This window comes from Bacillus sp. RO1, from assembly GCF_012524115.1.
In the GTDB taxonomy this organism is placed as follows: Bacteria; Bacillota; Bacilli; order Bacillales; family Bacillaceae_I; genus Sutcliffiella_A.
Genome location: NZ_JAAZWB010000040.1, coordinates 1 through 17,435 on the forward strand (window position 1 = coordinate 1; position 17,435 = coordinate 17,435).

Here is a 17,435-nt window from a genome sequence, read left to right on the forward strand (position 1 = left end):
AAAAATAGAGTGGTGAAGTTTTCATATCATATATGAAGACCTTAGTGACGAGAAAAAAGAGGAGAAAAGTCTTCATAGCCGAGATGAATAGCTCATTGAGCAGAAAAAAGTAGTAGCGAAGGTTTCAAAGCCGATATGAAGACCTCATAGACGAGAAAAAAAGAGTAGCGAAGTCTTCTCCGCAGATACGAAGACATCAGTGACGAGAAAAAAAGAGTAGCGAAGTCTTCATATCCGAGATGAAAACCTCAGTGACGAGAAAAAAAGAGTAGCGAAGTCTTCATAGCCGAGATGAAGACCTCAGTGACGAGAAAAAAGAGTAGAGAAGACTTCATAGCCGAGATGAAGACCTCAGTGACCAGAAAAAAGTAGTAGCGAAGTCTTCATAGCCGAGATGAAGACCTCATAGACGAGAAAAAAAGAATAGCGAAGTCTTCATAGCCGAGATGAAGACCTCAGTGACGAGAAAAAAAGAGTAGAGAAGACTTCATAGACGAGATGAAGACCTCAGTGACGAGAAAAAAAGAGTAGCGAAGTCTTCATAGCCAAGATGAAGACCTCAGTGACCAGAAAAAAGTAGTAGCGAAGTCTTCATAGACGAGATGAAGACCTCAGTGACGAGAAAAAAAGAGTAGCGAAGTCTTCATAGACGAGATGAAGACCTCAGTGACGAGAAAAAAGTAGTAGCGAAGTCTTCTCCACAGATACGAAGACCTTCAATCAACAGCGGAGCATAACCAAGCAACTAAATATCCATATAAATAATGAAACCTTCCCTCCCCTCATACGTATAACTTATGGAGAACATAAAAAGGGGAGAAGACAACTTTGATGAGTTTAAAGCGAATTTACACGACCGTTTTTCTTGTAATACTTGCTGCTGTCATAGGGTCAGTTGCTTTAACGTCATGGTACACGGTAGATCAATCAGAACAAGCTGTGATTATGACATTTGGAAAAGTAGAAGAAGGAATCAGTGAACCAGGACTGCACTTTAAGATGCCTTGGCCTATACAAACAGTAGAAACAATGTCCAAGGAGACCTTCAGTTTACAGTTTGGCTATCAAGAAAAAGATGGAGAGATAGTTGAATACACAAATGATACAAAAATGATAACAGGTGATGAAAATATCGTATTGGCAGATATGGTAGTCATGTGGAAGATAACCGATCCAGGAAAATACTTATTCAATAGTGATGATCCTCAGGCTGTCCTTTATAATGCTACATCCGCTTCGCTACGAAGTATTATCGGTAGCACTAAGATAGATGAAGCATTGACTTCAGGTAAAGCACAAATTGAAGTGGAGGTCTATGACTTACTTACTTCCTTAATGGAAACCTATGATATTGGTATTTCCATTACATCTGTCAATCTTCAGGATGTGGAATTACCCAATGATGAGGTTCGTAAAGCTTTTACAGATGTAACAGATGCACGTGAAATGGAAAACACGAAGAACAATGAAGCGAAAAGGTATCAAAACCAACGTCTAAATGAAGCAGAAGGCGAGAAAGACGCCATTATTTCTAAAGCAGAAGGGGAAAAGGCTGCAAGAATTGAGCGTGCTCGTGGAGACGTAGCTAAATTCAATTCCTTGTACAACGAATATGTGAATGCTCCGGAATTAACGAAAAAGCGTCTTATTTTAGAGACAATGGAAGAAGTCTTACCGTATGCCGAGATCTACATTATGAATGATGATGGCAATACGATGAAATATTTCCCGCTCCGAACCGAAAATTCAGCTCCAAAACCACCAGCGAACCCGGAAGGAAGTGGGAACAATGAGTGATCAAAACATTATCAATTTAGAAAAGAAAAAACCTGACTTGCAATGGAAAACCATCATTCGCGGAGGAATATTTGGAGCGGTGATGCTTATCGTTCTTGGTGTAATCCTTGCAAATGTATTTGTCGTAAAAGAAGGCGAATATAAGGTTGTTAGACAGTTTGGAGAAGTAGTAAAGATAGTGGAAGAGCCTGGTTTGAATTTCAAAACTCCATTCATTCAATCCGTAACGACTGTTCCCAAATATCAAATGCTATATGATGAAGCCGGTGCTGAAATAAACACTCGCGACAAAAAGCGGATGCTAATTGATAATTATGTGGTATGGCGAGTGGAAGATCCTGAATTGATGATCAGTAACCTAGCGAGTCTTGTGAATGCAGAAACCAAGATGTCCGAGTTTGTATTCTCTGTTGTCAGAACAGAACTTGGACAACTGAATTATGATGATATTATCAATGATGAAAAGTCATCAAGAGGAAGCTTGAATGACAGAGTAACAGATAGAGTAAATGAACTTTTGGCAAGAGATAATTACGGAATTGTCGTGACGGATGTGCGTATGAGAAGAACGGACCTGCCACCTGAAAATGAAGCTGCCGTGTTCACACGGATGATTTCAGAGCGTCAATCAACTGCTCAAGAATACCTTTCTCGTGGAGATGCCGATAAAAACAGAATCATGGCAGATACAGATCGAGCAGTGAAAGAAATACTGGCGAAAGCCGAAGCGGATGCAGATACAATACGCGGTAAAGGAGAAGGAGAAGCGGCTAAAGTCTACAATGAAGCATTCTCTAAAGATGCTGAATTCTATGAGCTTTACCGCACACTTGAGTCCTATAAAAAGACCATTGATGGAGAAACCGTCATCGTCCTTCCTTCCGACTCCCCATACGCCAAACTCCTAATGGGTGGAATGGAATAAAAGAGTAAAGTTTTAATGTTATAAGATGAGTGAATTGGAGCGAAAGGCACTCGACTGCAGCGGAAAGGAACTTCCAACTTTAAAGTAAACCTCCAGTCATAATAACAAAGCCACAATTTTTGTTTCTGTTCTTATCCATGATAGAATAGAAGAAGAATTGTGGCTTTTTATAGTTGGGATTTTACATAAGAAATATGAAAAAGAAACAAAGGAGGAGTTAGGAATATGGCAAAAAACAAACTAGTATTGATTGATGGAAACTCCATCGCCTATCGTGCTTTCTTTGCACTTCCGCTATTAAGCAATGAAAAAGGAATACATACCAATGCTATCTATGGATTTACCATGATGCTGATGCGCATTTTAGAAGAAGAAAAACCTACCCATATGCTTGTGGCATTTGATGCAGGCAAAACAACATTCCGCCATAAAACGTTCGGAGAATACAAAGGGGGACGCCAAAAAACTCCGCCTGAACTGTCCGAACAATTCTCCTTCCTTAGAGAGCTACTGGACGCATACAACATAAAAAGATACGAACTGCCTGAATATGAGGCGGATGACATTATTGGGACATTGGCTCAGCAAGCTGCAAAAGATGATTATGAAGTGAAAATCATTTCAGGTGACAAAGATTTAACACAGCTAGCCACAGATAAAATCACGGTGGATATCACAAAAAAAGGTATTACAGATGTAGATTCCTACACACCTGCATTTATTGAAGAAAAATATGGATTGAATGTGGACCAGATCATCGACATGAAAGGTCTTATGGGAGATTCTTCGGATAACATCCCAGGTGTACCTGGAGTGGGAGAAAAAACAGCCATCAAACTGTTAAAGGAATTTGGCACAATCGAAACACTTCTTGAGTCCATTGACCAGGTCAGTGGGAAAAAGCTGAAAGAAAAGCTGGAAGATAATAAAGAACAGGCAATCATGAGCAAGCAGCTCGCAACTATCATGACGGAAGCACCAGTAGAAGTTACCGTGGAAGAGCTAATTTATGAAGGTTACGATAAAAAGAAAGTGGTCGATATCTTTAAAGAACTTAGTTTCAACTCTCTGCTGGACAAGCTCGGAGAAGAAGGAGAAACGGTAACAGAGGATTTAGAGGATATTTCCTTTGAAATACTGGATGAAGTAAAAGAGGCGCATTTTGCAAAAGAAAACTTCTTCATGGTAGAAGTGTTAGATGAAAATTATCACCGTGCAGACATTCAAGGAATTGCACTCGTGAATGAGACCGGGAACTATTTTATCCCTACAGATGTAGCTTTGCAGTCAGAAGAATTTGCAGCATTTGCTTCAGATCATAAAAGAAAAAAGACAGTTTTTGACGCGAAAAGAGCAATCGTAGCACTAAAGTGGAAGGGGATTGAACTGAACGGGATTGACTTTGACTTTATCATTGCATCTTATATCGTGAATCCGTCTGAGACTTCTACGGACCTTGCGGAAATTGCCCGCAAAAAAGGCTATTATCAGATTGAAACAGATGAAGCTGTCTACGGCAAAGGTGCCAAGCGTGCTATACCGGATCAACAGAAGGTTGCAGACCATCTGGTGAGAAAGACTTTCGCCATGCAGGAAATGAAAGAGTCCTTCATTCATGAATTGAAGGATAATGAGCAGTTGGAATTATTCGAGGAACTGGAAATGCCATTGACATTGGTACTGGCCGAAATGGAAGCGCTCGGTATTAAAGTGGATAAGGCACGATTGGAAGAAATGGGAACAGACCTTGGTGAGAAGCTAGAGAAAATAGAAGAGAAAATTTTTGACCTGGCAGGCGAAAAATTCAATATTAACTCTCCAAAGCAGCTTGGTGTCATTCTTTTTGAAAAGCTTGGACTACCGCCTGTAAAGAAGACAAAAACAGGGTATTCGACTTCTGCTGACGTGTTGGAAAAATTAGCAGAAAAGCACGAGATCATTCAACAAATCTTACACTATCGTCAATTAGGCAAACTGAAATCAACCTACATTGAAGGGTTATTAAAAGTGATTCATGAGGATTCGCATAAAATACACACACGCTTTAATCAAGCGTTAACACAGACTGGGCGCTTGAGTTCTATTGATCCAAACCTGCAGAATATACCTGTTCGCCTAGAGGAAGGTAGAAAGATAAGGGAGGCATTTATCCCATCCCATGAAGATTGGGTTATCTTTGCTGCCGACTATTCCCAAATTGAACTAAGGGTTCTTGCCCACATTGCTAATGACGAAAAGCTGATTGAAGCATTTAAAGAAGATGCGGACATTCATACAAAAACTGCAATGGATGTATTCCATGTTTCAGAAGAAGAAGTCACTTCGAATATGCGCCGTCAGGCCAAAGCCGTAAACTTTGGAATTGTCTATGGCATTAGCGACTACGGCCTTTCGCAGAGCTTGGGGATTACAAGAAAAGATGCCAAGACATTTATCGACCGGTACTTGGAAAGCTTCCCTGGAGTGAAAGAATACATGGAAGATAGCGTCCTTGATGCAAAGGATAAGGGATACGTTACAACCCTTTTGCATCGCCGCCGTTACCTGCCAGAGATAACAAGCAGCAACTTTAACTTGAGAAGTTTTGCAGAAAGAACCGCGATGAACACCCCGATTCAAGGTAGTGCCGCTGATATCATAAAAAAAGCAATGATTGATATGGCAAATAAACTGGAAGAAGAAAATATGAAATCTAAAGTCCTACTTCAAGTACATGATGAACTTGTATTTGAGGCTCCTAAAGATGAAATCGAAAAGTTAAAGAAAATTGTACCAGAAGTGATGGAGCAAGCAGTGGAATTAAAGGTCCCGTTGAAAGTGGATTACTCTTATGGCTCTACATGGTACGACGCGAAATAATTGTTTTTATGAGGATGTGTTACCATGCCAGAACTTCCTGAGGTTGAAACGGTTAGAAAAACACTGGTTCAGCTTGTACAAGGTAAAAAAATTAAACAGGTGAAAGTCCTATGGCCAAAAATGATTAAAGAGCCGGATGATGCTGCTCTTTTTGAGGAGATGCTGATTGGCCAAGAGATTGTGGAAATAGGAAGAAGAGGGAAGTTTCTCCTCTTCTACCTTAATGATTATTGTATGGTCTCTCACTTGAGAATGGAAGGCAAATATGGCCTCTATCAAAAAGATGAACCAGCAAATAAGCATACACATGTTTTTTTCTATTTTGAAGACGGTACCGAACTTCGCTATCAGGACGTTCGCAAGTTCGGCACGCTTCATCTTTATAAAAAAGGGGAGGAAATTGGAGCGAAATCGCTTGCGAGTTTAGGACCAGAGCCTTTTGAGGACGAGTTCAACCTTGACCTCCTTAAAGAGAGACTCGCTAAAACTAATCGAAACATCAAAGCGGTCCTTTTGGATCAAACAGTTGTTGTCGGTCTTGGGAATATTTATGTAGACGAGGCTTTATTCAGAGCGGGAATACACCCCGAAAGAGTCGCAAGCAGTTTGAACGAGGAAGAGCTGATCGAGCTGCAACGTGAAATAGTTCTGACCCTTCAAGAAGCCGTCGACAAGGGTGGGAGTACTATCCGTTCCTATGTAAATTCACAAGGTCAGATTGGCATGTTTCAGCTCGAGCTTTTCGTCTACGGCCGAAAAGGAGAACCTTGCAGAAAATGCGGCCAGGAAATCGAAAAAACAGTCGTAGCCGGCAGAGGCACCCACACCTGCCCAAATTGCCAGCCAAAGCCACAGGAGTTGAGTAAACTCAAAATCCCCCCTTTTTGCCTAAAGAGGAGGGAATGAGGCTCCTTAAGCGTTGAGTTGCCACTTAAATATCTTGTACTTAGTGATTTCTAGCTGTGGATTGGAGCAAAGGCGAAGACTCCTGAGGGAGATAGCGCTAGGTGGAGACCCCGCAGGCTAAGCCGAGGAGGCTCCACCAGCGCCCCTAGGAAAGCAAAGCCATTTGCGGAAATCCACAGCGGAGTCTAAACAATATCTAAACTCGAAGACTTTTTCAATAGCCTTCAACGAACACATTGTAAGGCAAAAGAAAGTTAGAGCAAAAAATAAATAGAACACATCGAATGGGCTCCTGCCATATACTATCGTAGTGATAGTTAGGGAGGAGCTCTTAATGATTCCATACATCTCACTTATCCTACTAGCCTTTGCCGTTAGTCTGGATAGCTTCAGTGTTGGCTTGACATATGGCCTAAGAAAAATGCATATGCCGCTTAAATCAATCACTATCATTGCGTGTTGTTCGGCCGTCTCGCTTTTGCTTGCCATGTTAGTAGGCACCATACTTATGAAATTTCTCTCCCCTGCTTTTGCAGAGACAGTTGGTGGAAGTATTCTCATTCTTTTAGGAATGTGGGTTCTCTACCAGTTTTTCCGTGCCAGTACAGCCGAAGATAGTACTTCTTTTGCAGACGAACGCATACTGTTCAATCTTGAAATCAAATCCCTAGGTGTAGTCATCAACATTTTGAGAAAGCCAACAGAAGCTGATTTTGACCGTTCCGGATCCATCACTGGATTAGAGGCTTTTTTTCTAGGTATTGCTCTTTCCCTTGATGCTTTTGGTGCCGGTATCGGTGCAGCTTTGCTTGGGTACTCTCCCGGGGTAATGGCGGTTTCAGTAGCCGTGATGAGTTCGTTATTTGTAATTACCGGAATAAAATTAGGAAGGGTGTTTTCCACCGTTTCGTGGATTAACAAATTCTCCTTTTTACCGGGAGTATTACTTATCGTTATCGGGATTATTAAAATGTAAAAAGAAACACCAGAGGTTGTCTAGCACAGCCTCTCTTTTAAAAAAGGAGGAGTGGACATGCCTTTGATTATAGGACTTACCGGTGGAATTGCTAGTGGTAAAAGCACAGTGGCCAATATGCTGAGGGATAAAAACATACCGATTGTGGATGCTGACGTGGTGGCTAGGGAAGTAGTTGAAATTGGTACGGATACATATAAGAAACTAGTAACTGAGTTTGGAACTGACATACTTAACGATGACAAAACGTTGAACAGACCAAAGCTCGGCAGCATTATTTTTCAAGATGAAACGAAGCGGCAAAATTTGAACAACATCATGCACCCAAGCATCAGGACAAGCATGAAAGAAAAGACAAAAAACTACATAGAAGAGGGACATGATGTGGTAGTCATGGATATCCCCTTACTTTTCGAAAGCAAGCTAACCCATCTTGTAGATAAAACATTACTCGTTTATGTAACGGAAAAAACACAATTGAAACGGTTAATGGAGAGAAACGACTTAACTGAAAAGGAAGCGACAGACAGAATTCAATCACAAATGCCTCTTTCTGAAAAAGTAAAACTCTCCCATGCTGTCATTGACAACAACGGCTCCCTCGGCAAAACAGAGCAACAATTAAACCAAATACTAAAACAATGGCATATCCAGTAACCCGGTTGATCAAAGCGCCTCGAACGGAGATCAACTGAAATTCCAAAAACTTACTAGGTTAATAGTACTAAGGGCATATCCAAAAATAGGGAAATGCCCTTTTTTTATTTTTCACATGACATATAGATTTTAATTATGTTATACTAATTGCAGGATAACAGATTAATAAGTATAACATATATACAGAAATGGGGAATTTTCATGAAGGCAAAGGTTGCAATTAACGGGTTTGGACGAATAGGGAGAATGGTATTCAGACGCGCCATCCAAGAAGAAGGCTTAAATATCGTTGCAATCAATGCGAGCTATCCAGCGGAAACGCTAGCTCACCTTATTAAATACGACACAAACCATGGACGTTTCGATGCGGATGTTTACGCAGAAGACAATGCCTTAATCGTAAATGGTAAGCGCATTCAATTAGTAAGCAACCGTAACCCAGAAGAGCTTCCTTGGAAAGAAATGAATATAGATATCGTTATTGAAGCAACAGGGAAATTTAACTCTCGCGATAAAGCGGCACTTCATCTTCAAGCAGGTGCTAAGCGGGTAGTACTGACAGCTCCTGGAAAAAATGAAGATGTAACGATTGTCATGGGCGTAAATGAAGAAGTACTAGATATGAATGAGCATTTTGTCATCTCTAACGCTTCTTGTACGACCAACTGCCTAGCTCCAGTTGTGAAAGTGTTAGATCAACAATTTGGAATTGAAAACGGACTAATGACTACCGTTCATGCTTATACAAATGATCAAAAAAATATTGACAACCCGCATAAAGATCTTCGCAGAGCAAGAGCTTGCGGTCAGTCCATCATCCCAACATCTACAGGTGCGGCAAAAGCATTATCTCTCGTTCTTCCACACTTAAAGGGGAAACTTCATGGAATGGCGCTACGTGTTCCAACACCTAACGTATCGCTTGTTGACTTAGTGGTAGACTTAAAGAAACCGGTAACGGTAGAAGACGTGAATGATGCGTTCCAAAGTGCTTCCATCGGTTCTATGGATGGTATATTAGGGGTTACAATGGAGCCGCTTGTATCTGTGGACTTCAACACTAACCCGCATTCTGCTATCATCGATGGATTATCCACAATGGTGATGGGCGATACAAAGGTAAAAGTATTGGCTTGGTACGATAATGAGTGGGGTTATTCTTGCCGAGTGGTTGATCTTGTTCAATTCGTGGCTGAAAAAATGGTAGAAGCTAAAGAAGTAATGGCTGGTTAATTTTGACCTGAAACCATATTATAATAAAATAAATGTAAGCGGTTAACATTTTGTGTTAACCGCTTTTTTGCATGTGTCGGAAAATGGAATTATTTTTACCTTTTTCCTAAATTAATAGATTTCAAGAAAAAAAGTCTTAAATGCCTGTTGCAAATCTAAAATAAAAGCATTATACTATTTTTCGTGAACTTCTTGAAACGATTATGTGGCTACTTAAAGGGTTAGGACCTCTCTGGACTAACTTTCCCCCGTGGTAGTAATACATCAATCACTCTTCACCTTTGAGGAATTCATGTATTTTAAAAAATGAAAAGGGGGAACGTGAGATGGAAACAGTAGGTCGTCACGTTATTTCAGAATTATGGGGTTGCGATTTTGACAAATTGAATGATATGGATTACATCGAAAGAACTTTTGTCGATGCTGCATTAAAATCAGGTGCAGAAGTAAGAGAGGTAGCTTTTCATAAATTTGCTCCTCAAGGGGTAAGCGGAGTTGTTATTATATCCGAATCCCACTTAACAATTCATAGTTTCCCAGAGCACGGATATGCAAGTATCGATGTTTATACATGCGGAGAATTAGATCCTAATATTTCAGCTGACTATATTGCAACTGCTTTAAATGCTCAGACGCGTGAAACAATCGAACTTCCACGTGGAATGGGTCCTGTTCAAGTAAACAAAGCAAAAGCTCTTTAAAATTATAACTAAATGCATTAAAATAAAAAGAGGTGTATAGCATGCACCTCTTTTTATTATACTCAAAAATATATCATACATAAAAAACACAAGTTAAGGGGTTGTCAGGCTAAAGTGGGAGCGATGCAAAAGCTGAAAGGTATATTGACCAATCACTCGGAAACACGGGAAAATCATACAGAAGAATCCCTGCGTAGCCGGTATTATAAAACTACCAATAAAAACGCAATGAAGGCTTTACAAGAATTGTTTAACAAGATGGAAGGCGTAACGGTAAAGTCTGTTTCTGAAGAGCACGGGGAAATTGCATTGCAAGTGAACAAAGGCAGAAAAGCATTTGTCATTGTCACGGTAATATCTGTCCGACCTTTTGAAACGGCAGTTGATTTTTCCGTTACAACAGAAACCAAGCTACCTTTCGATTTTGGATACAGTCGTCAGCTGATCAAACAGATGTATGAACGGATTGATAAATCGATGATCTATATTGGATCCGGGCTGAATTCGGGGAAAAAGTAGATTGGAAACGGAGTGGAAACCATCATGAAATGTCCTGCCTGTCACCATAATGGGACGAAGGTGCTAGATTCACGCCCTGTAGAAGAGGGAAAATCCATTAGAAGAAGAAGAGAATGCGAGTCATGTTCCTACCGTTTTACGACATTTGAAAAAGTGGAAGAAATGCCGCTTATCGTTGTGAAAAAAGAAGGAATACGCGAAGAGTTCAGCAGAGAAAAAGTGCTGAGAGGCTTAATACGAGCATGCGAAAAAAGACCAGTTGCCCTAAAGCAACTCGAAGACATTGTGATGGAAGTAGAAAAAGAATTAAGAAATATCGGCATATCTGAAGTGAAAAGCGATATGGTCGGTGAAATGGTAATGGAAAGATTGTCAAAAATAGATGAAGTGGCATATGTACGATTTGCTTCTGTTTACCGTCAATTTAAGGATATCAATGTCTTCTTGGATGAATTAAAGGAAATTATTGATAAGGAAAGAAAATAAGCAACCCTAAGTGAGAGAGGAAACATATGCCTCTCTTTTTCGATTATTTCTTTAAAAGAAAGGTTTGGATGTATCATGTCTGATCGCCATTGGAAAGAGCTGGTCCCTGTAGACCGGTATATTGTCCGTTCAAATGGAGTGCTCCAGCAGTTTGACCGAAAAATTCTTACCATGCTTTATCAGCCGTTGCTTGGTTTCAGGGGATTCAGTTTATACATGACCCTTTGGAGTGAACTGGACCAAGATCGCTTATGGGGCGGAGAGACTACGCATCATGGCATCATGACAACGATGCAATGCAATTTAAAAGATATTCATCAGGAAAGAATAAAACTTGAAGGCATCGGTCTTTTAAAAACGTGGGTCAAGGAAGATGATCAGCTTCGCACTTTCATTTATGAACTTCAACCTCCACTTTCCCCAGAAGCATTCTTTTCAGAACCAATGCTAACTATTTACTTATATAATCGACTTGGCAAGAATAAATACGCAAGTGTAAAGAAATACTTTTCGGACAAGGTACTCCCTGTAGATGAATACCAGGAAGTGACACGAAGTTTCAGTGATGTCTTCCAATCTGTTCAGTCAGAAAATATGGCATATGCAGCGAACGAGGAGATGATGGAAGAACTGCCGTTGGCTGAAGGCGAAGAGTGGATGGACCGTAAAAAAGGAAGCGAGCCAAAGGTAACCCAAGAAACTTTTGACTTTGATCTGTTTTTTGCTGGACTGTCTGAGGTGGTCATCCCGAAGAAATCCATCACTGCTAAAGTGAAGGAAGCGATTGTCAAGCTATCCTTCATCTATACCATTGATCCAATATCTATGCGCGACCTAATGATGAATGTGATTGATGTAGAGGAAAAAGTAGATCTAGAAAAACTCCGCAAGGCGGCAAGGGATTGGTATCAGCTGGAATATCAAGATACATTGCCAGGACTTGTGGAGAAAACACAGCCGCTGAACTTAAGGCAGTTTACGGACAAAAAGCCTGCCACAAAGGATGAACAGCTCATTCAACAGTTGGAAAATGTTTCTCCAAAGCAAATGCTAACGGATCTCTCCGGCGGATCGGAACCGTCTGCCTCTGACCTTCGAATTGTCGAGGACGTCCTGTTCAAACAACAACTGACACCTGGAGTCGTAAATGTGTTGCTTTATTATGTGTTGTTGAAAACAGATATGAAGCTTAACCGTAAATACGTCGAAAAGATAGCAAGTCACTGGGCACGGAAACAGGTGAAAACCGTCAGTGAAGCCATGGAACTTGCAAAAGAAGAGCACCGTCAGTACCAGAATTGGGCGGATACAAAGCCAGCTTCTAACGGTACTGGTGGAGCTAGCTCCTCTAAAGCCCAAGCAGGGAAAGTAGTGCGCAATCGTTTTGTCAGTCCGGATGGAGCTGCGACTGAGTCGGATGCTACAAGTAGTCAGTCTGATAAGTTTAAGCAAGTAGAAGAAGACGAAAAGCAGAAGCTGATGGAACGTTTGGCGAAAATGAAAGAGAAAAAAATAAGGTTGGATCCATAAAAAAAGGCTGCATGTACCTTCTTGGGAGATGCGGCCTTCTTTTTTTGGTGCTATATGTTAAAAAGATGTTAATACTACCAAAAAAGGGTATCGTCTATTATAAGACTAAAGAAAAGGGGAAATAACCTTTGAAGAGAGTAGCGGTGATCGTTAATCCAAATGCCGGGAACAAGAAATTAATTAATTCCATCGAACAGATAGAAGAAATGTTATCGAGCACATTTGAGGAAGTCACCATCCATCCGACCGAAAAAGAAGGTGACGGTGCCAAACTCGTTGAGGAGCTGGCAGGGCACGTAGATCTTATTATTGGTGCTGGCGGGGACGGAACCATCTTTGAATTAATTAACGCATTGGCACCTCTTAATAAAAGACCGATATTTGCAATCATACCAGGCGGAACGTGTAATGATTTTTCTCGAACGCTAGGAATCACGCAACACCCGTTAAAAGCAGTGGAGCAAATACTAGAAAAGCGAACAGAAAAAGTGGACGTCGGCAAAAGTGACAATCAGTATTTCTTGAACTTCTGGGGAATCGGTTTAGTCTCCAAGGTTTCAGGCAACATCGACAGCGGAACAAAACAGCTTCTCGGAAAACTATCCTACTACATCAGTGCCGGACAAACGGTAATGGAAGAGGAACCGTTTCAGCTTACCTTAGAAAGTGAAACACAATCGTATGAAGGGGATGCTGTCATGCTGCTGATTGGTAATGGTTCTTTTCTGGGCGGTATTCAATCGTTTTTCCCTTCTTCAAGCGTACAGGACGGTGAACTGGATGTGTTGATCATAAAGCAAACCTCCATTGCCCAACTTTGGACATGGATGCAGACCAGGCTTCAAAAAGAATTCCCAACAGAGGGAAACGACGACCTTGTCTACTTCCGTGCAAAAGAATTGAGAATACAAGCAGCTCCAAATCAGGAAATCGATACAGACGGTGAAAAAACCTACCATACACCTTCTACTGTCTCCATTCTTCCCAATCATTTGGAAGTCATTGTAGGTGATTATCCATTTTCATAAGAGTTATGAGATGCGCTATTCCTGTCTATAGGGGGGATGGCGCATATTTTTTTATATTTATTCATTTTTCCATCCCCCTTCCCATATACATTGAATTAGGTGTACCAAAGGGGGGACAAACTTGTTTGAGATTTCCTTTCGAAATGAATCGGACGCAACTGCGATATATATGAATGTACTAGAGAAAAATCCTGAGAGTGATTCTATCCTTTCTTTACATAAAGAAAAAATCGTCGTGGAATCAAAGGATGTTCATTTTTACAGAAATACCATTGTCCCGGTGCTGAAGTATTACATTCACCGTACCAAAGAGAAGGAATGGATATTGTCGGTATTGGAAAATACGTTTTACTATAAAGAGGAAGAAGAACAGGAACAGATTCTCTGTATTCTGCAATCCATTTTGCTCGGAGAACGGTCTGATATTCCCAATCTCCCGGCTGTAGAACAGCGTGATGCCCAGTTGGAATCTGTCATGCAGTCCTTTTTTCAAAAACCCATATCGTTTTCATTTGACTCCTTTATTACGTTCCGGTTGAAAGAATATTTTGAAGGATTGCAAGTATTTGTGGAAGCGGCAATCGATGAGTATAAGCTGGAACAGGAATATCAATCGTTTGTCCATCAACTACGGGAACTACTGACGACGACAGATTCAAAGCTGGACGAATTGCACCTTGTTTATCAATATCAATTCGATTTTTATGATAAGTCTTTCTCGCATATCCCAAAAAATCAGCTCATCAAGTTTATGAACCGCACTCATTTTAACAATTATTCGTATTATATAGACTCAGTCGTTCTTGCTCCACTGGTATCTATCGCACCTAAAAAACTGTTTCTTTACACGGATAATACAGAGCATCAGCTTGTGGAGACAATCCGAAATATATTTGAAGAGCGTGCCGTTGTTTTACCTTTTCACTATTTTGGGCAAAATAAAAGTAAAATTGATTAAAGTGACCACTTGATTTTCCTGTAACAGGAGAATATAATAACCTACATAATCAATTTTAACTTCATAGCTCAAAAAGTATCGATGAGGACATGAGTGTTTTAAAAACGGATTTTAGAGAGGGAAGTCACCGGCTGTAAGCTTCCTATCACGATTAAAACCCTAACCACCTCTGAACTTCAACGGTGAACATAGCAGTAGCTGTTGACGGGGAAAACCCTCGTTATCCAATAATGAAGCCGTCTTTTAGTATTTTTAAAAGATGGGAACTTGGGTGGAAACACGGATATTAAACTCGTCCCTTATTTTATATAAGGGGCGGGTTTTTTTATTTTGGTTCAGTTAATCTCTAGCTGTTGATTGGAGCAAAAGGCGAAGACTCCTGAGGGAGATAGCGCTAGGTGGAGACCCCGCAGGCGAAGCCGAGGAGGCTCTCGTCAGCCCCTAGGAAAGCGAAGCCATTTGCGGAAATCAACAGCAGTGTCTAACAGAACCTAAAAAATTCTAAAGAAGAGGTGACAGAGATGTCGGAATTAATGAAGATCACATTTCCAGACGGAGCGGTAAAGGAGTTTGAACGTGGTACGACAACAGAAGATATCGCTGCATCCATCAGTCCGGGTCTGAAAAAGAAAGCAATCGCTGGAAAGCTAAACGGAGAACTCATTGACCTGCGTTCCCCGATTAATATAGACGGAGAGATCAGCATCATCATGCAAGACTCCGACGAAGCGCTTGGAATCATGCGACACAGTACTGCCCACTTGATGGCACAAGCGATCAAACGCCTATACGGCAACGTGAAACTAGGAATCGGTCCTGTAATCGAGAACGGGTTCTACTATGATATTGACATGGAAGAATCTTTAACTCCAGAAGACCTTCAAAAAATCGAAAAAGAAATGAAAAAAATCGTTAGCGAAAACTTGGATGTTGTTCGTGTGGAAGTGAGCAGAGAAGAAGCATTGCGCCGCTACGAAGAACTGAATGATGAGCTGAAGCTAGAATTGATTCGTGAATTACCTGATGGGGAAACTATCTCCATCTACGAACAAGGAGAATTCTTCGACCTTTGCCGTGGAACTCACGTACCATCCACTGGAAAAATTAAAGAATTCAAATTATTAAGCATCGCCGGAGCATATTGGAGAGGCGACAGCAAAAACAAAATGCTTCAACGTATTTACGGAACTGCCTTTTTCAAAAAAGCAGAGCTTGATGAGCATCTCCGCCTGCTAGAAGAGGCAAAAGAACGTGATCACCGTAAAATCGGAAAAGAGCTTGACCTTTTCTTCAACTCACAAAAAGTTGGGCAAGGCTTGCCGCTATGGTTACCAAAGGGTGCAACAATCCGCCGCGTAATCGAACGCTATATCGTGGACAAAGAAGTGGAGCTTGGTTATGACCATGTGTACACTCCTGTAATGGGTAGCGTGGAGCTATATAAGACTTCCGGTCACTGGGACCACTATCAAGACGGTATGTTCCCTCCAATGGAAATGGATAACGAGCAACTTGTTCTTCGTCCGATGAACTGTCCGCACCATATGATGGTGTACAAAAACAGCATCCACAGTTACCGTCAGCTTCCTGTACGTATTGCTGAACTTGGGACTATGCACCGTTATGAAATGTCTGGTGCGCTTGCAGGACTACAGCGTGTACGTGGAATGACTCTGAACGATGCCCACATCTTCGTTCGTCCTGATCAAATCAAAGATGAACTGAAGCGTGTTGTTAACCTAGTTCTTGAAGTATATAAAGATTTCGGCCTGGATGACTATTCTTTCCGTCTATCCTACCGTGATCCTGAAAATAAAGAAAAATATTTTGATGACGATGCAATGTGGGAAAAAGCACAAGGCATGTTGAAGGAAGCGATGGATGAGCTTGGTCTTGATTATTTTGAAGCAATCGACGAAGCAGCATTCTACGGTCCTAAGTTAGACGTTCAAGTGCGTACTGCCCTTGGAAAAGAAGAGACATTATCTACAGTGCAACTTGACTTCTTATTACCAGAGAAATTCGACCTAACTTATGTTGGGGAAGACGGCAAACAGCACCGTCCGGTTGTTATCCACCGTGGAGTAGTTTCTACTATGGAACGCTTTGTGGCATTCCTGATCGAAGAGTACAAAGGTGCGTTCCCTACTTGGTTGGCACCAGTACAAGTCCAAGTGATCCCTGTATCACCTGACGCACATTTCGACTATGCTAAAGAAGTGCAAGACCTTCTGAAATCTAAAGGTATCCGCGTGGAAATGGACGAAAGAAACGAAAAGATCGGCTACAAAATCCGTGAAGCACAAATGCAAAAGATCCCATACATGCTAGTGCTAGGAGACAATGAAATCCAAGAACGCGCAGTAAATGTCCGCAAATACGGCGAACAAAAATCCGAAACAATCTCACTAGAGAAATTTGTGGATGAATTGGTGAAAGAAGCGAAGAGATAAGTATTTTGTGATACGGAGGGAATGCTTTGGCTAAGGCATTCCTTTCTTTTTTTGTAGGGGTTGATATCAAAAATTGACTGTGTTTGTCGTTTAGCATGTACTTCAGATAGTTTGGACAGTAAATGCCTCACTTTCGCTCGTATTCTTAAATTTTGGACAGTATTACCCTCCGAATGGACAGTAAATGACTAGTTTCCGACAGTAAGCTGAGTGAAAATGTTTATACAAACTCCCCTTGTCGACTGGAGTGCAAGGTGTGAGACTCCGGAGGGAGATAGCGGTAGACTTGAGACCCCGCAACGCAGTGAGGAGGCTCAAGCACCGCCCCTCGGAAAGCGAACACCTGGAACGAAAGGAGACAAGGAGTTAACCCAAACACCGATCTTTTATACCCCTTTAAAAAAACT

14 protein-coding genes and 1 other annotated feature are annotated in these 17,435 nt (G+C 41.2%); all 14 genes read left to right on the top strand.

Annotated features, from left to right (window positions below; translation table 11 throughout):
* The first annotated feature begins 831 nt into the window (after positions 1-831).
* The 14 genes from hflK to thrS all read left to right on the top strand — a co-directional run bounded on the left by hflK (position 832) and on the right by thrS (position 17,028).
* A complete protein-coding gene (hflK, locus tag HC179_RS03405) occupies positions 832-1,797 on the top strand; it encodes an FtsH protease activity modulator HflK (protein ID WP_481747953.1) in 966 nt (321 codons plus the stop codon).
* A complete protein-coding gene (gene hflC / locus HC179_RS03410; protein ID WP_168863067.1) occupies positions 1,790-2,722 on the top strand; it encodes a protease modulator HflC in 933 nt (310 codons plus the stop codon). The genes hflK and hflC overlap by 8 nt, the downstream gene beginning before the upstream one ends.
* Before the next feature lie 225 nt (positions 2,723-2,947).
* The gene (gene polA, locus HC179_RS03415; protein WP_168863068.1) at positions 2,948-5,581 is read left to right on the top strand and encodes a DNA polymerase I; all 2,634 of its coding nucleotides are present in this window, start codon (positions 2,948-2,950) and stop codon (positions 5,579-5,581) included.
* Positions 5,582-5,605: 24 nt separating this feature from the next.
* Positions 5,606-6,487 carry a DNA-formamidopyrimidine glycosylase gene (mutM, locus tag HC179_RS03420; protein ID WP_168863069.1) on the top strand — a complete coding sequence of 294 codons (882 nt, stop codon included), beginning with the start codon at positions 5,606-5,608 and terminating at the stop codon, positions 6,485-6,487.
* 334 nt (positions 6,488-6,821) lie between these two features.
* Entirely contained in the window at positions 6,822-7,463 is a 642-nt protein-coding gene (gene ytaF / locus HC179_RS03425) for a sporulation membrane protein YtaF (protein ID WP_148987858.1), read from the top strand.
* 57 nt (positions 7,464-7,520) lie between these two features.
* Positions 7,521-8,120 (top strand): dephospho-CoA kinase, encoded by a 600-nt coding sequence (gene coaE, locus HC179_RS03430; protein WP_168863070.1) that lies wholly within the window; start codon positions 7,521-7,523, stop codon positions 8,118-8,120.
* A gap of 201 nt (positions 8,121-8,321) precedes the next feature.
* Positions 8,322-9,353, top strand: a complete 1,032-nt coding sequence (locus HC179_RS03435; RefSeq protein ID WP_168863071.1) for a glyceraldehyde-3-phosphate dehydrogenase — start codon at positions 8,322-8,324, stop codon at positions 9,351-9,353.
* 326 nt (positions 9,354-9,679) lie between these two features.
* The gene (gene speD, locus HC179_RS03440) at positions 9,680-10,054 is read left to right on the top strand and encodes an adenosylmethionine decarboxylase (protein WP_168863072.1); all 375 of its coding nucleotides are present in this window, start codon (positions 9,680-9,682) and stop codon (positions 10,052-10,054) included.
* Positions 10,055-10,168: 114 nt separating this feature from the next.
* The gene (locus HC179_RS03445; RefSeq protein ID WP_481747952.1) at positions 10,169-10,573 is read left to right on the top strand and encodes a cytosolic protein; all 405 of its coding nucleotides are present in this window, start codon (positions 10,169-10,171) and stop codon (positions 10,571-10,573) included.
* 24 nt (positions 10,574-10,597) lie between these two features.
* Positions 10,598-11,059, top strand: a complete 462-nt coding sequence (gene nrdR / locus HC179_RS03450; protein WP_060664819.1) for a transcriptional regulator NrdR — start codon at positions 10,598-10,600, stop codon at positions 11,057-11,059.
* A gap of 75 nt (positions 11,060-11,134) precedes the next feature.
* Positions 11,135-12,589 carry a replication initiation and membrane attachment family protein gene (locus tag HC179_RS03455; RefSeq protein ID WP_168863074.1) on the top strand — a complete coding sequence of 485 codons (1,455 nt, stop codon included), beginning with the start codon at positions 11,135-11,137 and terminating at the stop codon, positions 12,587-12,589.
* A 128-nt stretch (positions 12,590-12,717) separates the two neighbouring features.
* Positions 12,718-13,617: a diacylglycerol/lipid kinase family protein gene (locus tag HC179_RS03460; protein WP_168863075.1), complete on the top strand. Its 900-nt coding sequence runs from the start codon at positions 12,718-12,720 to the stop codon at positions 13,615-13,617.
* A 121-nt stretch (positions 13,618-13,738) separates the two neighbouring features.
* On the top strand, positions 13,739-14,575 hold the full coding sequence (gene ytxC, locus HC179_RS03465) for a sporulation protein YtxC (RefSeq protein WP_168863076.1): 837 nt from the start codon (positions 13,739-13,741) through the stop codon (positions 14,573-14,575).
* A 69-nt stretch (positions 14,576-14,644) separates the two neighbouring features.
* Positions 14,645-14,878 (top strand) — a binding site (T-box leader).
* 218 nt (positions 14,879-15,096) lie between these two features.
* On the top strand, positions 15,097-17,028 hold the full coding sequence (thrS, locus tag HC179_RS03470; RefSeq protein ID WP_168863077.1) for a threonine--tRNA ligase: 1,932 nt from the start codon (positions 15,097-15,099) through the stop codon (positions 17,026-17,028).
* The last annotated feature ends 407 nt before the right edge of the window (positions 17,029-17,435 follow it).

Excerpts from the sequence above, each read along its gene's own strand:
- speD (WP_168863072.1), top strand. The coding sequence starts at position 9,680 with ATGGAAACAGTAGGTCGTCACGTTATTTCAGAATTATGGGGTTGCGAT.
- coaE (WP_168863070.1), top strand. The coding sequence starts at position 7,521 with ATGCCTTTGATTATAGGACTTACCGGTGGAATTGCTAGTGGTAAAAGC.
- mutM (WP_168863069.1), top strand. The coding sequence starts at position 5,606 with ATGCCAGAACTTCCTGAGGTTGAAACGGTTAGAAAAACACTGGTTCAG.
- thrS (WP_168863077.1), top strand. The coding sequence starts at position 15,097 with ATGTCGGAATTAATGAAGATCACATTTCCAGACGGAGCGGTAAAGGAG.
- hflC (WP_168863067.1), top strand. The coding sequence starts at position 1,790 with ATGAGTGATCAAAACATTATCAATTTAGAAAAGAAAAAACCTGACTTG.
- HC179_RS03455 (WP_168863074.1), top strand. The coding sequence starts at position 11,135 with ATGTCTGATCGCCATTGGAAAGAGCTGGTCCCTGTAGACCGGTATATT.
- ytaF (WP_148987858.1), top strand. The coding sequence starts at position 6,822 with ATGATTCCATACATCTCACTTATCCTACTAGCCTTTGCCGTTAGTCTG.
- nrdR (WP_060664819.1), top strand. The coding sequence starts at position 10,598 with ATGAAATGTCCTGCCTGTCACCATAATGGGACGAAGGTGCTAGATTCA.
- polA (WP_168863068.1), top strand. The coding sequence starts at position 2,948 with ATGGCAAAAAACAAACTAGTATTGATTGATGGAAACTCCATCGCCTAT.
- hflK (WP_481747953.1), top strand. The coding sequence starts at position 832 with ATGAGTTTAAAGCGAATTTACACGACCGTTTTTCTTGTAATACTTGCT.
- HC179_RS03435 (WP_168863071.1), top strand. The coding sequence starts at position 8,322 with ATGAAGGCAAAGGTTGCAATTAACGGGTTTGGACGAATAGGGAGAATG.